The 13,144-nt window shown below is 42.7% G+C and carries 16 protein-coding genes and 1 other annotated feature; of the genes, 1 reads left to right on the top strand and 15 read right to left on the bottom strand.

Annotated elements, in window-relative coordinates:
* Positions 1 to 176: 176 nt before the first annotated feature.
* Entirely contained in the window at positions 177 to 704 is a 528-nt protein-coding gene (locus ACIQCO_RS13310) for a transcription repressor NadR (RefSeq protein ID WP_400429168.1), read from the top strand.
* 28 nt (positions 705 to 732) lie between these two features.
* On the opposite strand, the gene pheA is transcribed toward ACIQCO_RS13310, so the two are convergent.
* From pheA to ACIQCO_RS13385, 15 genes are all read right to left on the bottom strand, one after another.
* The gene (pheA, locus tag ACIQCO_RS13315) at positions 733 to 1,587 is read right to left on the bottom strand and encodes a prephenate dehydratase (RefSeq protein ID WP_400429169.1); all 855 of its coding nucleotides are present in this window, start codon (positions 1,585 to 1,587) and stop codon (positions 733 to 735) included.
* Positions 1,588 to 1,756: 169 nt separating this feature from the next.
* Positions 1,757 to 2,206: an ACT domain-containing protein gene (locus ACIQCO_RS13320; protein WP_400429295.1), complete on the bottom strand. Its 450-nt coding sequence runs from the start codon at positions 2,204 to 2,206 to the stop codon at positions 1,757 to 1,759.
* Between the two features lie 27 nt (positions 2,207 to 2,233).
* Entirely contained in the window at positions 2,234 to 3,523 is a 1,290-nt protein-coding gene (obgE, locus tag ACIQCO_RS13325) for a GTPase ObgE (protein ID WP_400429171.1), read from the bottom strand.
* Positions 3,524 to 3,556: 33 nt separating this feature from the next.
* A complete protein-coding gene (locus tag ACIQCO_RS13330; protein ID WP_400429173.1) occupies positions 3,557 to 4,093 on the bottom strand; it encodes a Spo0B C-terminal domain-containing protein in 537 nt (178 codons plus the stop codon).
* 199 nt (positions 4,094 to 4,292) lie between these two features.
* The gene (gene rpmA / locus ACIQCO_RS13335) at positions 4,293 to 4,586 is read right to left on the bottom strand and encodes a 50S ribosomal protein L27 (RefSeq protein WP_101652028.1); all 294 of its coding nucleotides are present in this window, start codon (positions 4,584 to 4,586) and stop codon (positions 4,293 to 4,295) included.
* On the bottom strand, positions 4,587 to 4,931 hold the full coding sequence (locus tag ACIQCO_RS13340; RefSeq protein WP_400429176.1) for a ribosomal-processing cysteine protease Prp: 345 nt from the start codon (positions 4,929 to 4,931) through the stop codon (positions 4,587 to 4,589). It lies immediately after the preceding gene.
* A gap of 15 nt (positions 4,932 to 4,946) precedes the next feature.
* Positions 4,947 to 5,255: a 50S ribosomal protein L21 gene (gene rplU, locus ACIQCO_RS13345; protein ID WP_024027457.1), complete on the bottom strand. Its 309-nt coding sequence runs from the start codon at positions 5,253 to 5,255 to the stop codon at positions 4,947 to 4,949.
* Between the two features lie 13 nt (positions 5,256 to 5,268).
* Positions 5,269 to 5,352 (bottom strand) — a sequence feature (ribosomal protein L21 leader region).
* A gap of 36 nt (positions 5,353 to 5,388) precedes the next feature.
* Positions 5,389 to 6,825 carry an Rne/Rng family ribonuclease gene (locus ACIQCO_RS13350; protein WP_400429178.1) on the bottom strand — a complete coding sequence of 479 codons (1,437 nt, stop codon included), beginning with the start codon at positions 6,823 to 6,825 and terminating at the stop codon, positions 5,389 to 5,391.
* 243 nt (positions 6,826 to 7,068) lie between these two features.
* A complete protein-coding gene (locus ACIQCO_RS13355) occupies positions 7,069 to 7,935 on the bottom strand; it encodes a M50 family metallopeptidase (RefSeq protein ID WP_400429180.1) in 867 nt (288 codons plus the stop codon).
* Complete coding sequence (locus tag ACIQCO_RS13360; RefSeq protein ID WP_400429182.1) at positions 7,928 to 8,716, bottom strand: peptidoglycan DD-metalloendopeptidase family protein; 789 nt, start codon at positions 8,714 to 8,716, stop codon at positions 7,928 to 7,930. The genes ACIQCO_RS13355 and ACIQCO_RS13360 overlap by 8 nt, the downstream gene beginning before the upstream one ends.
* 109 nt (positions 8,717 to 8,825) lie before the next feature.
* Positions 8,826 to 9,629: a septum site-determining protein MinD gene (gene minD / locus ACIQCO_RS13365; RefSeq protein WP_066090486.1), complete on the bottom strand. Its 804-nt coding sequence runs from the start codon at positions 9,627 to 9,629 to the stop codon at positions 8,826 to 8,828.
* 1 nt (position 9,630) lies between these two features.
* Positions 9,631 to 10,311 (bottom strand): septum site-determining protein MinC, encoded by a 681-nt coding sequence (gene minC, locus ACIQCO_RS13370; protein ID WP_400429184.1) that lies wholly within the window; start codon positions 10,309 to 10,311, stop codon positions 9,631 to 9,633.
* Between the two features lie 158 nt (positions 10,312 to 10,469).
* Positions 10,470 to 10,988 carry a rod shape-determining protein MreD gene (mreD, locus tag ACIQCO_RS13375; RefSeq protein WP_400429186.1) on the bottom strand — a complete coding sequence of 173 codons (519 nt, stop codon included), beginning with the start codon at positions 10,986 to 10,988 and terminating at the stop codon, positions 10,470 to 10,472.
* A complete protein-coding gene (mreC, locus tag ACIQCO_RS13380; RefSeq protein WP_400429187.1) occupies positions 10,985 to 11,866 on the bottom strand; it encodes a rod shape-determining protein MreC in 882 nt (293 codons plus the stop codon). Before mreC ends, mreD begins: the two co-directional genes overlap by 4 nt.
* A 234-nt stretch (positions 11,867 to 12,100) precedes the next feature.
* Complete coding sequence (locus tag ACIQCO_RS13385) at positions 12,101 to 13,123, bottom strand: rod shape-determining protein (RefSeq protein WP_400429188.1); 1,023 nt, start codon at positions 13,121 to 13,123, stop codon at positions 12,101 to 12,103.
* Positions 13,124 to 13,144 lie beyond the last annotated feature (21 nt).

The raw sequence follows: 13,144 nt of genomic DNA on the forward strand, positions 1-13,144 counted from the left end.
TGTGAAAATGGGCAATGTGCTAACATTCTTCAGAAAAACTTATGCAGCCTTTCTAAAAAATATGAATGGTACGAGTGGAAATTCTAATTTACTGCGCTATTAGGGAAAGTTTTATTTTTATATCCGGTATGTTAAAATTGGTAATCATGCTAATGATAAGGAGCGTTTTTTGAAAAATGAAGATTCTAGGGGAAGAGCGGAGAAAGTATATTTTACAATTGTTAAAAGACAGCAATGTCCCGATTACCGGGGGCGATATAGCTGAGAAAACGAATGTAAGCCGGCAAGTGATTGTCGGAGATATTACACTTCTGAAGGCAAAAAATGAACCGATTATTGCAACGAGTCAAGGTTACATTTTTTTAAAGCAGAGCTCAGGCATTCCTATGGTTGAAAGGACAATCGCCTGCAAGCATACGCCAAAAGAAACAGAAACGGAACTTAATTTAATTGTCGATCACGGGGTATTGGTGAAGGATGTTAAAATCGAGCACGCAGTTTATGGCGACTTAACAGCAGCCATCATGGTTTCGAACCGCCAGGAAGTGAAACAATTTGTCAAACGGCTGCAAACAACTAAAGCCTCCTTATTATCGGAATTAACCGGCGGCGTTCATCTTCATACGATTTCAGCATCAAGCGAAAAAGCCCTTGAAAAAGCTGAAGCCGCTCTTAAAGCAGAAGGAATTTTATTGGAAGCATAGAAATGACCCGGATTAACCGGGTCATTTTTTAAGTTAATTCGACCATCGTGGAAGGATAGCTTCCTAATACTTTCACGCCGCAGCCCAAAGCCTCAAGCTCGGCAATCGCTCCTGGAATCAAAACCTCATCGAGCTTCATTTCCAAGTCAATAATGAAAAAATAATTGCCAATGCCAGTTTTCATTGGCCTTGATTCAATTTTTGATAGGTTTATTTTTCGCCAAGCAAAGGCAGATAGCACTTGGTGAAGTGCCCCGGCCATGTCCGAAGGCAGTGTAACCATGAGTGTTGTTTTGAAATGCGCTGAACCACTGATCGATGCAAAATCCAAGTCCATTTCGGAAAGAACAAAAAAACTGGTATGGTTATAATCAAAATCATGAATATCTTTTTGAACGATAGCCAGCCCATATTCCTGCGCTGCCAATTCGTTAGCAATCGCCGCTAATTTCGAGTCAGGCTGCTCCATCACCATCTTTGCCGCCGCAGCTGTCGATGACACACTCTCGACTGGCACCCCTTTTAATTGCGTATGTAAAAACTTATGGCACTGGGCAATTGCGTGAGAATGGCTGTAAACCGTGCTTACCTTCCGCCAATCATCCTGATTCTTGGCGTGAACCATTAAATGCTGCTTGATTGGCAGCGTGATTTCGCCAACGATTGGAATTTGCACGACGTGCGTTAAATAATCAAGGGTAATATTTACTGAACCTTCTAGGGCATTTTCAACCGGAACGACGGCAAGGTCTACTTTTTTATCCACTAAGGCATCCATACTCTCCGGAATCGTCTGATATGGCTCAAGTTCAAATCCTGGAAAAACCTTTTTCACTGCTAATTCCGTAAACGTAGCCTTTGGCCCCAAAAAACCTACTTTCATTCCTTCCCCACTCCTTATACTTGGCCAAACTGTTTCACTTTTGCACAGCGAAGTCCCTTTTCCGACTGAGCAAGCGCTTGTTCAGCACAAAAACTCTTTTTCTAAATTTTGCGTCTAATCATTGTAAAAAGAAAGCCGTGAACAGCCTCCATAATGAACAAACCGTTCATTATGCACCTGTTCCCAGCACCTCAACCTTCTCGACAAATTCAAGTTTTTTTAGGTCCGCGAGTAAATGGTCAATTTCCACCGTCATATTTGAAGTGTTTAAAGACAGTGTCACATTTGCTCTGCCTTGCAAGGGAATCGTTTGGTGGATGGTTAACACATTCCCGCCAGACGAAGCAACGACACTTAACAATTTAGACAATGTCCCCGAGCGATCTTCCAAATGAAAGAACAGCGAAACCAGCTTTTCCTTCGTAATCGTTGAAAACGGAAAAACAGTATCCTTGTATTTATAATAGGCACTCCTGCTTAAATCAACCATTTGTGTAGCAATGGCAATCGATTCTGCCTTTCCTCTTTCCAGCATGTCCTTCACTTCAATCGTCTTCTTCATTGCTTCCGGTAATACATCCTCACGAACCAAGTAATATTTCTTGTCTGCATTATTCACTTTTATCACACTGCCTCTTCAGGAACACTACTCAATAAACTCAAATTCGAATTCTAATAGTTTCACGATATCCCCGTCTTTTGCTCCTCTTTGTCTTAGGGCATCATCAACCCCAAGCCCGCGAAGCTGCCGTGAGAAACGGCGGACTGATTCTTCCCTTGAAAAATCGGTCATCTTAAATAACTTTTCGACCTTTTCACCTGAGACAACAAACGAGCCGTCCGGTTCTCTCGTAATCGTAAATGCCTCTGGATCAGCTTCATGCTTATAAAGAACACGATGTACCCCTGTATCCTCTTCTTCATGTTCAAGCGGGAACTCGGGTGTCGTCTCAAGCTTATCGGCAACAGCGTATAACAACTCACGAAGCCCTTTTCTCGTAACAGCTGAAATTGGAAAAATCGGAAAATCCTCTTCGAGCTGAGCTCTAAACTTTTGCAGATTTTCTTCTGCTTCAGGCATATCCATTTTATTAGCAACAATGATTTGCGGCCGCTCTGTCAAGCGTAAATTATATTCATTTAATTCCTTATTAATTGTCAGATAATCCTCGTATGGGTCCCTGCCTTCCATCGCAGCCATATCGATAACATGGACAATAACCCGTGTCCGTTCAATATGCCTTAGAAATTGATGGCCAAGACCGACGCCTTCACTGGCACCTTCAATCAACCCAGGCAGGTCGGCCATGACAAAGCTTCGGCCATCCTCTGTTTCCACCATGCCAAGATTTGGAACAATCGTGGTAAAATGATACTCAGCAATTTTCGGCTTCGCTGAAGAAACAACCGACAACAGCGTCGATTTCCCCACACTTGGGAATCCAACAAGACCAACATCTGCTAAGAGCTTTAATTCTAGAATCACATCGCGCTCTTGTCCTGGTTCCCCATTTTCAGCAATCTCAGGTGCCGGATTAGCCGGTGTCGCAAACCGAGTATTTCCGCGCCCGCCGCGCCCGCCTTTTGCGATAACGGCCTGCTGTCCATCTTCCACTAAATCAGCAATCACCTCATTAGTTTCCGCATCCATTACAACCGTTCCGGGCGGTACCTTAACAATCATATCTTTAGCGCCGCGGCCATGCTGCCCCTTGGACATCCCATGCTCACCGCGCGGTGCCTTGAAATGGCGCTGATAGCGGAAATCCATCAGTGTCCTTAGACCCTCGGCAACTTCAAAGACAACATTGGCACCCTTACCGCCGTCACCACCGGCCGGGCCGCCCTTTGGTACATATTTTTCACGGCGAAACGCAACCATGCCATTACCGCCGTCTCCGCCTTTTACATAGATCTTCGTTTGATCGACAAACATCTTATTCCTCCCATTTGCACTGATTGCCACTAGTTATAAAACCGGCATAAACACTTCAAGTGCAAGTTCACTTTCGCTGTATTCCTTGACCGTTATATCCAATGATGGTTCTTGGTCGGCAAGAAATTGTTCCAGCAGTTCCTTATGTTTTATTATCCCGCTAAAATCAAAAAAGAAACGAACACCATTTAATTGCGGTTCAATTGTGATTGATAAATGATTTTCCTGGAAAGCCTCAGTTGCCTGAGTCAAGCAGGTAAAAAATGACTTCGTCCAATTCGTTAAGACTGCATCATCAACTTTTATCGATTCCGAGTCGAGAAGCACTTCATATTCCAGCTTAAAGAAAGGATTCTCCCAATTGGCTTTAAGAAGCAGCGAAGCAAACAAAGGTATATGTAAATTGGATAGCTTTGTCTCATGCTGGACTTCGATTACAATTTCATCAATGACTGCTTTTGCCCGGTCAAGCCGATTTAAATCGAGGTTTCCCTTTATTAACTGGAGTCTGTTTAACCAGTCATGTCGTGAATGCCGCAGCACTTCAACGATATCCCATTCTTTCCCCATACGTACACTCCCACATTAAGTGATGCTGTTAGTATATCAAAAAAACAATCATGAGTAAGCATTTTTATCCAAATGATGTGTTTTAGAGGTTAAAAAGAAGCTATAACGAAGTAGTTCCCCTGAAGAATTGAATGGAAGGTAATATTCGCTAGCAAAAAGAAAACTCTAACCAATCAGGTTAGAGTTTCCGATGCAGTTCTTAAGCTTCTTGAGCTACTGGATAAACGCTCACTTGTTTACGGTCACGACCTAAACGCTCGAATTTCACAACGCCGTCGATTTTCGCAAATAGTGTGTCATCTCCGCCGCGGCCTACGTTTTCACCTGGGTAAATCTTTGTACCGCGTTGACGGTAAAGGATTGAACCACCAGTTACGAATTGACCATCTGCACGCTTCGCACCAAGGCGCTTAGCGATAGAGTCACGTCCGTTCTTTGTAGAACCTACTCCCTTTTTAGATGCAAACAACTGAAGATCTAATTTTAATAACATTTATTCCACCTCCTGCTTTTTGAAGGTTATTTGTATGTGCTTACCGTATTGTTCTTCAATCGATCGTAATGAGACAGCCATTGCTTCAAGGATAAGCTGGATTTTCTCGTTAGTGTCTTCCGGAAGATCTTCCGGAACGACGCAGCGGAGGAATCCATCTGCCCGATGTTCAAGGTCGGGTGTGATACCAGTTAGTTCGTGCACTGCGTTGATGGCACCAACGGAGACGGCAGATACGCCTGCACAAACGATATCTTTCCCCCGGTCTGCGAACAACGCATGACCGCTTATTTCAAAGGATTGAATTATTCCGGACTCAGTACGGGTAATCATAATTCCAATCATCTATACTCCAACACCTTACGCGTTGATTTTTTCGATGACTACTTTTGTGTAAGGTTGACGATGACCTTGCTTCTTACGGTTGTTTTTCTTCGCTTTGTACTTGAAAACAACGATTTTCTTCGCACGGCCTTGTTTTTCAACTTTAGCTGTAACGGTAGCGCCTGCAACAACAGGGCTTCCAACTTTTACAGTTTCACCGCCAACGAAAAGAACCTTGTCAAAAGTAACTGTTTCACCAGCTTCACCATCTAATTTCTCAATGTAGATAGCTTGGCCTTCTTCGACTTTAAGTTGTTTACCGCCAGTTTCGATAATTGCGTACATGAACTGCACCTCCTTATAAACTCAGACTCGCCATCCCCAGGCGTCTTGCGAAGACTCGCAAAAGCTTACTACCTGTTCTGTGCGGTTGTAGCACGGGTGCGCTACAAACATAACATTAGAATACTAACATAGTTCAAGGAAGAGTGTCAATAGCCTTTAGGGAGATATCACGTTCCTCGCCAAATTGTTTCAGGACATAATATGGTTTTTCTGCTGCTTGGATGGAAAAATAAAGTTTTACATTCAGCATACCTGTTAACACTTCTTTATGGGCTTCATTCGGGCCTAGCAGCGCCTCTTTAACCTCTTTTGTTGTTTCTATTAATATGGCTTCAAATTCACCATGGCGGTGCTCTAACAGCTCGCGCTCAAGCCGGAATGCAATCGTTTCGGTACTTAGAATGCGGCCTGTGCCCTCACAGACAGGACATTTCACTTGAAGCGCCTCTGACAGTGCGACCTTTGTCCTTTTCCGTGTTAGTTGCAGGATTCCCAATGGTGTAAAGCCGATGATTTTTGTTCTTTTCTCATCCTTGGATAATTCCGTTTCGACGGTGTCGAGAATCGCCTGCTTGTCCTGCTCTCGTTTCATGTCAATAAAATCAATCAGGATGATCCCGCCGATATCGCGGAGGCGGAGCTGCCTGATGATTTCTTGAGCAGCGAGCCGATTGGTTTTCAGGACCGTATCCTGATAATCGGCTTTTCCAGAAAATTTACCCGTATTGACATCGACTATCGTAAGAGCTTCCGTTTCATCAAAAATAAGATAGGCACCGTGATTGAGCCAGACAATCTTCTTTAGGGCTTTATCAATTTCATGCTCGACATTGTTTGCGGAAAAAATATTCTCTTTTCCATTGTAGTAGCTGTGTTTCACCTTGGAGTTGGCCTGCTCGAGGATTTTTTTTAACGCTAGGTCATCAACGATAATTTCGCCAGACTTCATTTTCATTGTCTGGTTCAAAATCATCTCTATAAAGGTATCTTTTTGAAAAATTAATCCCGGCTTTTTGGGGATTTTCCGCAAGAGTTCCTTGCATTCTTGCCTTAATGTTTGCAGCTCCTCTTGGATTTCTTCTTCCGTACTAGAAATGCTTGATGTCCGAAAAATGATGCCCTCTTCTTCTGTTTTAAGACGGCTGCCAAGGCGGCGGAGTCCTTTTTGCTCAGATTCATCGGCGATTTTCTTCGAAACGGCTACATAACGTCCTTTAGGCATGTAAATAAGATGGTTTCCCTGGATTTCAATAATACCTGTTACTTTCGGTCCCTTTGTACCGGTTGCATCCTTGTCCACTTGAACGAGCATTTTTTCTCCTTGATGCACGTAGGAAGTAACATTCTTTTGTTTATCTTGGGCTAGCACGTATGACGGCAGGCTGTCACGATGCAAATAGGCATTTTTCTCCTCGCCAATATCGATGAACACTGCATTCATCCCCGGTAACACCTTTGTCACCGTGCCATAATAAATATTACCGACCAGCGAGCGATGGTCTGGCCGGTCAAAAATGATCTGTTCAACAAGCTTGTTTCTGAGATAGGCAAACCGCTTCTCGCGTGCCATGTAATTGATGATTAATGTTTCCAAACCAAACTTCCTCACTTTTTTCTTTTCATTATACTCTTTTTTATGGAAAAGGGGCGGAGCTCCGCATAAACGAATCAGTATCTTTAAATTTAGTGGAATTTTTTCGTTTATCACTTCGAATTGAGTAAAGTATAGCTCTGCTCACACCGCCTTTATTGGCAGGGATGTTTCTCTGAATAATTTACCATAGTTATTGGTGGTGTGAAACGCTATATCAGTTTAGTATAAAAAAAGAAGGTCGCTGATTTTATCGGTTAAGCGCTTTTCAGTGAAGTAGGCGTGCAGGAGTTCGTTTTCATCTAATTGCCCTTTTTCCCTGCCGCCAGCTTCGACAATAATTGGATGTTTGCAGCCGCGCTGGAATTTTTCCAAAACGTGGATGAGCAAATCCTGTTCATCAGCCTGAATTGGTTTCAGCGCACGCAGGCTTGACTTCTTCCCATAATAGCGCTCCAATAAAAACCTCATAAATATAAAGCGGCGCTGCTTCCATTCTTTGTAAAGCGAGAAATACAAGAAGGCAATCACGACCCAGACATTTATATGAGTTGGTGCGGAAAGTAAAATAATCAGTGAAAAAAGAAGCAGGCTAAAAAACGAAATAATCAGTGTCAGCCGATGTGCATTCGGAAAGGAATTTTTTAATGAGAGCAGTAAGAAAACCAGTTTCCCGCCATCAAGCGGCCACACTGGAAAAAGATTAAATACGAAAATCATCACGTTATAGCTTATAAATAATCGAAATAAATCTTCCGGGATCAAGTGAAAGGAAAATAAGCCGTATGCTAATGCCACCATCCACAGATGCTGGAGCGGCCCGGCAATAACGACAATCGTTTCCTCCTTTAAGGGTCGATTACCGTGCTCATCCATTTCAGCAACGCCGCCAAATGGCAGAAGGGTAATTTTTTTGATTCTCCATGAAAAAAATGAAGCCGCAGCAGCATGCCCCATTTCATGAATAAAAATAATGCCAAGTAATAAACATACCTCAAGAAAATGTGCGGTCGCAATCGACAGTGCCATGATGATCCACAGCAAAGGATGAATAGAAATCAGTCTTAGTAATTGGATAGCTCTATTCAAAGCGAATCACCTGAATCGGATCGATGAAATCATCGTCTTTTTTAATCGCAAAATAATACTTGCCTTTCGTCTTATCATCACCTGTAGAAGCGGAAACCGTGCCGACTACTGTTCTTTTTTCGATGTATTCCCATAATTTTACTTTTATTTCATCCAAATTTCCGTACCAAGTTTCCGTTGAATCGGAATGCTGAACGATGACGGTTTTCCCCAAGCCCTCCTTAACCCCGGCAAAGCTGACATTTCCGCCATTAATCGCCTGGACCGCAGCCCCTTTACTTGTCTCGATCATGATGCCTTGACCGTTTTTCTCAAAATTTTCGAGGATTTTCCCCATTGCCGGAACGGAAAAATTCGGTGTTTCCGCTGTCGCTTTTTTTCCCGTTTTATCATCTTCCGAAAAAGGAAGTAAAGCCAATGGTTTGCCGAACTTGCCTTCGTACCATTCTGTAACGACAGTAAACTTAAAATCCTTGTTCATTGTGCTTGTGATGAAATCCCTTGCCGGTTTCAAGGTCGCAGAATAATTCCGAAACAATAGAGCCACCATTAAAAACAACAGAATCGAAGCCAATATTTTGAAAAAGAAAATCTCTTTTTTAAATAATGGATGTCCATCATCTCCCCCTGACTTTCCGGAAGGAGCAATATAATTATAGCCGTATTTTTCATCATCACCAGGCCAAGCAATCTGCCGTTCTGGTGTTTTTGCTGCAGGACCCTGCTCTTTTTTCCGCTTTGCGATTCGTCGCCGTATTTCCTCCGGTGTAGACCGAGCCATCACCATCAACCCTTTTCCCACTTTTTGTACAAGTTTATGAAGGGGTTTCAAAGAGTATGCCTTTAAAATAAAAACAGCCTGTCCACGAATCAGTGGGCAGGCTAATCTATTAACGAACACCAAAAAACTTTTTTATTTTAGCAAAGACGTTCTTGTTTGTGTCTTCTAGCGGTTGAAGGGGGATGGATTCACCGAGAATCCTTCGGGCAATATTACGATATGCAATTGATGCTTTACTGTTTGGATTTAAGGCAATCGGTTCGCCGTGGTTGGAGGCTTTAATAACCTCTTCATCATCAGCGACAATGCCCACCAGTTCAATTGATAAATGCTGGGTTATTTCATCAATTTCAAGCATGTCGCCGCTTTTCATCATATGATTGCGAATCCGGTTGACCACCAATTTAGGGGCTTCCATATTCCTTTGCTTTTCAAGCAGGCCAATGATTCGATCTGCATCACGAACGGCAGAAACCTCCGGCGTTGTCACGACAATCGCCCGGTCTGCGCCGGCCACCGCGTTCTGAAATCCTTGCTCGATACCAGCGGGGCAATCAATAATGATATAATCATAGTCTTGTTTCAATTCCGTGATTAATTCCTTCATTTGCTCCGGCTTTACAGCTGATTTATCAACGGTTTGTGCGGCTGGCAGTAAGTATAATAAACCATCAAAACGTTTGTCCTTAACCAAGGCTTGATGGATTTTGCATCTTTTTTCAATTACGTCAACAAGATCATAAATAATTCTATTTTCGAGTCCCATTACAACATCTAAGTTTCGAAGGCCGATGTCTGTATCGACTAAACAGACTTTTTTCCCTTGAAGGGCCAGCGATGTACCAATATTAGCGGAAGTTGTGGTTTTCCCAACGCCGCCCTTCCCAGATGTAATTACGATTGCTTCTCCCACCTTATTGTCCCCCTTCTAATCTTGTCAAATTAGGCCTTAATCGAATTAAAACTTGCAATCTATCAATGACGATTTGACGATTCTCATCTATGTAAGCACATTCCATTTCTTGTTTTTCATTGGTTTGAACGGATTCTGGCTCTCTATTTAGGTAATCACTAATCCGCAGCTGGGACGGTTTCATACTAGAAGCAGCAATTACAGCCTGCTCATTCCCAAAGCAGCCGGCATGGGCCATTCCCTTTAACACGCCCATTATAAAGATGTTTCCACCGGCAATCACTGTTCCACCCGGATTGACATCGCCTATTAACAGGATATCACCCGGAACTTCAAGCACCTGGCCCGAACGAACGATTCTCGAAACCGTGATAACTTCCGTATCAGCCCTTAATGCCTTCGCTTCTTCCTTTGTGATGACATTCGAGATGATTTCATCAACAACTAAATTTTTCTTTTGTCGAATTAAGCTTTTTAGCTCTTCCTGCAAATTCGCGGGTAAATAGCGATTGCCGATTTCCACTTTAACAGAGATGATATGGCGCTCATCCTGCGTCTTTAAGTTGGCTGAAAGCTTTTGATCCAATTCCCTTTTTAGTTCCTCATAAGAACAGCTATCATCAAGATGAAGGACAAGACCTTCCTTCGTTCCTTTTATTGTAACATTTTGCCGTTTTTTCATGGAGAAAATTCACCTCATAATTAAGCAAGCAAGTTCAAAACAAGCAATTCCATCAGAAATTGCAAGTCCTCATGCTCCCCTCCAAATCGGAAGTACAGACTATTCTTTTTTTAAAATTCGACACGATGCGTCCATTCTCCTCTTTTTTTTAAAAAATCTCACTCTACTCTTAGTGCCTCGGCATGTTTTTCAAATAGCCTTTTTAATGGGTAACCGGCAATGATGATAAAGGCTGCATTTAAGATCAGGGTTGGGTATAACCGCAAATTAATAAAGCTCATGAAATCAACGTTTGTAACATGTATTAAATGATTCATTTCATAAACACCCACCTCTAATAAGGCAATGCCAAAAAGGGTAGAGAGAAAGGCAATGATCATATTTGTCTGCAAGATTTGCATGATTTTCGAAATAATATAGGAAATAAATGGATAAACAAATAGGTAAATGCCAATAATTTCGACATAAACAATGTCAAATAATAATCCAAAAATGGCCGCATAAATAATTCCCTGCTTCTTGTCAACAAAAATCGTAAGAAAGAGAATCGCAACAAATAGAAAGTGCGGCACCAAGATTGGATTGTGACCAAAAACATCTTCGGGTAAATATTGCACAAAAAGACTTTCTAATAAAAACAAGAATAGAAACAAAAGAGGAAGAAGGAACTTTTTCACGATCCCTCCTCCTTCCCATCGGTTAAATCTGTTACATCCGCTTCTCGCATGATTTTTTTCGTGACCATTACATTTTTAATATCATAAAAATCTGCCCCGGGTTTCACAAGTGCTGTCAGATTCAATCCATATTGATCCGGTTTAACCTCGACCACTTTTCCTACTAGCAGCCCTTCAGGAAAGATACCGCCTAATCCTGACGTTATCACCGTTTGTCCCTTTTCAATTTCCGCACCTGCGGGAATTGCTTTGACCATTAGTAATTTTTTCTCTTTATCATAGCCCTCAACAAGACCATACACTTTGGTTTTGCCCTGGACAATGGCAGAAATCCGATTCTTCGGATCGGTTGCGCTCAGAAGCTGCACGGTTGAGCTGAATTTATTCACACTTTTTACTTTTCCAATTAGGCCGTTTGCTGTCACAACCGCCATATTTTTCTTTAGTCCGTTTAAACTGCCTTTGTCGATAATAATCATTTCATGCCAACGATCAGGATTCCTGCCAATTACGGTAGCTGGCAGTGGTTCGAAATCTCTCAGGGTCTTTTCTTCATCGAGAACCGCACGCAATTCTTCATTGTCTTTTTTCAGCGCTTGAACCTGTGATTCAAGGCTGACAAGATTGTCAAGCCGCGATTTTAATTCTTTATTCTCATTATATGTATTTTGTAAGTCCTGGAGATTTTCAAAAAAGCCTGCAATATAGTTAGTAGGCTTTGAAACCAGGGATTGAACCCAGCCGGTCGTATCTTTAACAAATTGCTCCGGCCAGGATAGTTTACTTCTCTCCCTTAAAGAAAACCCAATCAATGCCACGAGAACAATAATGCTGACAAGCAAAATAATCAGACGTTTATTCAAAAAGAACTGTGGCATGATTATACACCTCTATTTTTTAGGGCAGTGTTAAAAGTGAATGTTGATTTCCGTTCCAGGCGCGAGCGGTTCGCGGGGCGGGCGGTGAGCCTCCTCGGCGCTAAAGCGCCTGCGGGGTCTCACCTGTCCCGCTGCTCCCGCAGGAGTCTCGCGCCTTCCACTCCAATCAACATTGTTCTTTAACACACCAATTTTTTAATTGATAAGTTTGATTTGGTTAATGTTTTTTTCTTCTTACCGCGAGTCCTTCGCTTTGTTTTTAAATAAATGGATATGGTCGAGTGCCTTGCCTGTTCCGATTGCTACGCAATCAAGCGGGTTTTCGGCAATTAGTACTGGCATTCTTGTTTCTTCGCTTATCACCTTGTCCAAATTGCGCAGTAACGCACCTCCGCCTGTTAACACAATACCACGGTCCATAATATCGGCGGCAAGTTCCGGCGGTGTTTTTTCCAAGGTATTCTTAACGGCTTCAACAATCGCATAGACGGTGTCATTTAAGGCTGCCGCAATCTCTTTTGCCGTTATTTCAATCGTTTTTGGCAGACCTGTTAATAAATCACGGCCGCGAATTTCCATATTTTCGATACCATCAGGTGTACCGGCAGACCCAACTTCGACTTTAATTGTTTCTGCCGTCCGCTCACCAATCATCAAATTATAATTTTTACGAATATATGACATGATAGAATCATCCATCTCATCGCCGGCCACACGAATAGACTGGCTTGTTACAATTCCCCCTAAGGAAATAATCGCCACTTCCGTTGTTCCACCGCCAACATCAACGACCATACTGCCGGTTGGCTCCCAGACTGGCAGGTTGGCGCCGATAGCTGCTGCAAATGGCTCTTCAATCGTATAGGCATCCTTCGCCCCCGCTTGCCTTGTTGCATCAATTACAGCTCGTTCCTCTACCGCCGTTATCCCTGATGGCACACAAACCATGACATATGGCTTTCCAGAGAATGGGTTATTACTTCGTTGAGCTTGGCGGATATGGTGCTTCATCATCGAAGCCGTCGTCTCAAAGTCAGCAATGACGCCATCCTTCATTGGCCGCATGGCGACGACATTTCCCGGGGTCCGTCCAATCATATTTTTTGCATCGTTCCCAACAGCGACAATACTCTTTGTATCAGTCTGCATCGCTACAACCGATGGCTCTCGTAAAACAATGCCTTTTCCTTTTACATAAACGAGGGTATTTGCAGTCCCCAAGTCAATCCCAAGATCTCTAGATCTAATTCCAAACATAGTGTTGTATCTCCCTTTCTT

Origin of the sequence: Neobacillus sp. NPDC093127 (genome assembly GCF_044754175.1) — a bacterium.
Taxonomy (GTDB): domain Bacteria; phylum Bacillota; class Bacilli; order Bacillales; family Cytobacillaceae; genus Neobacillus.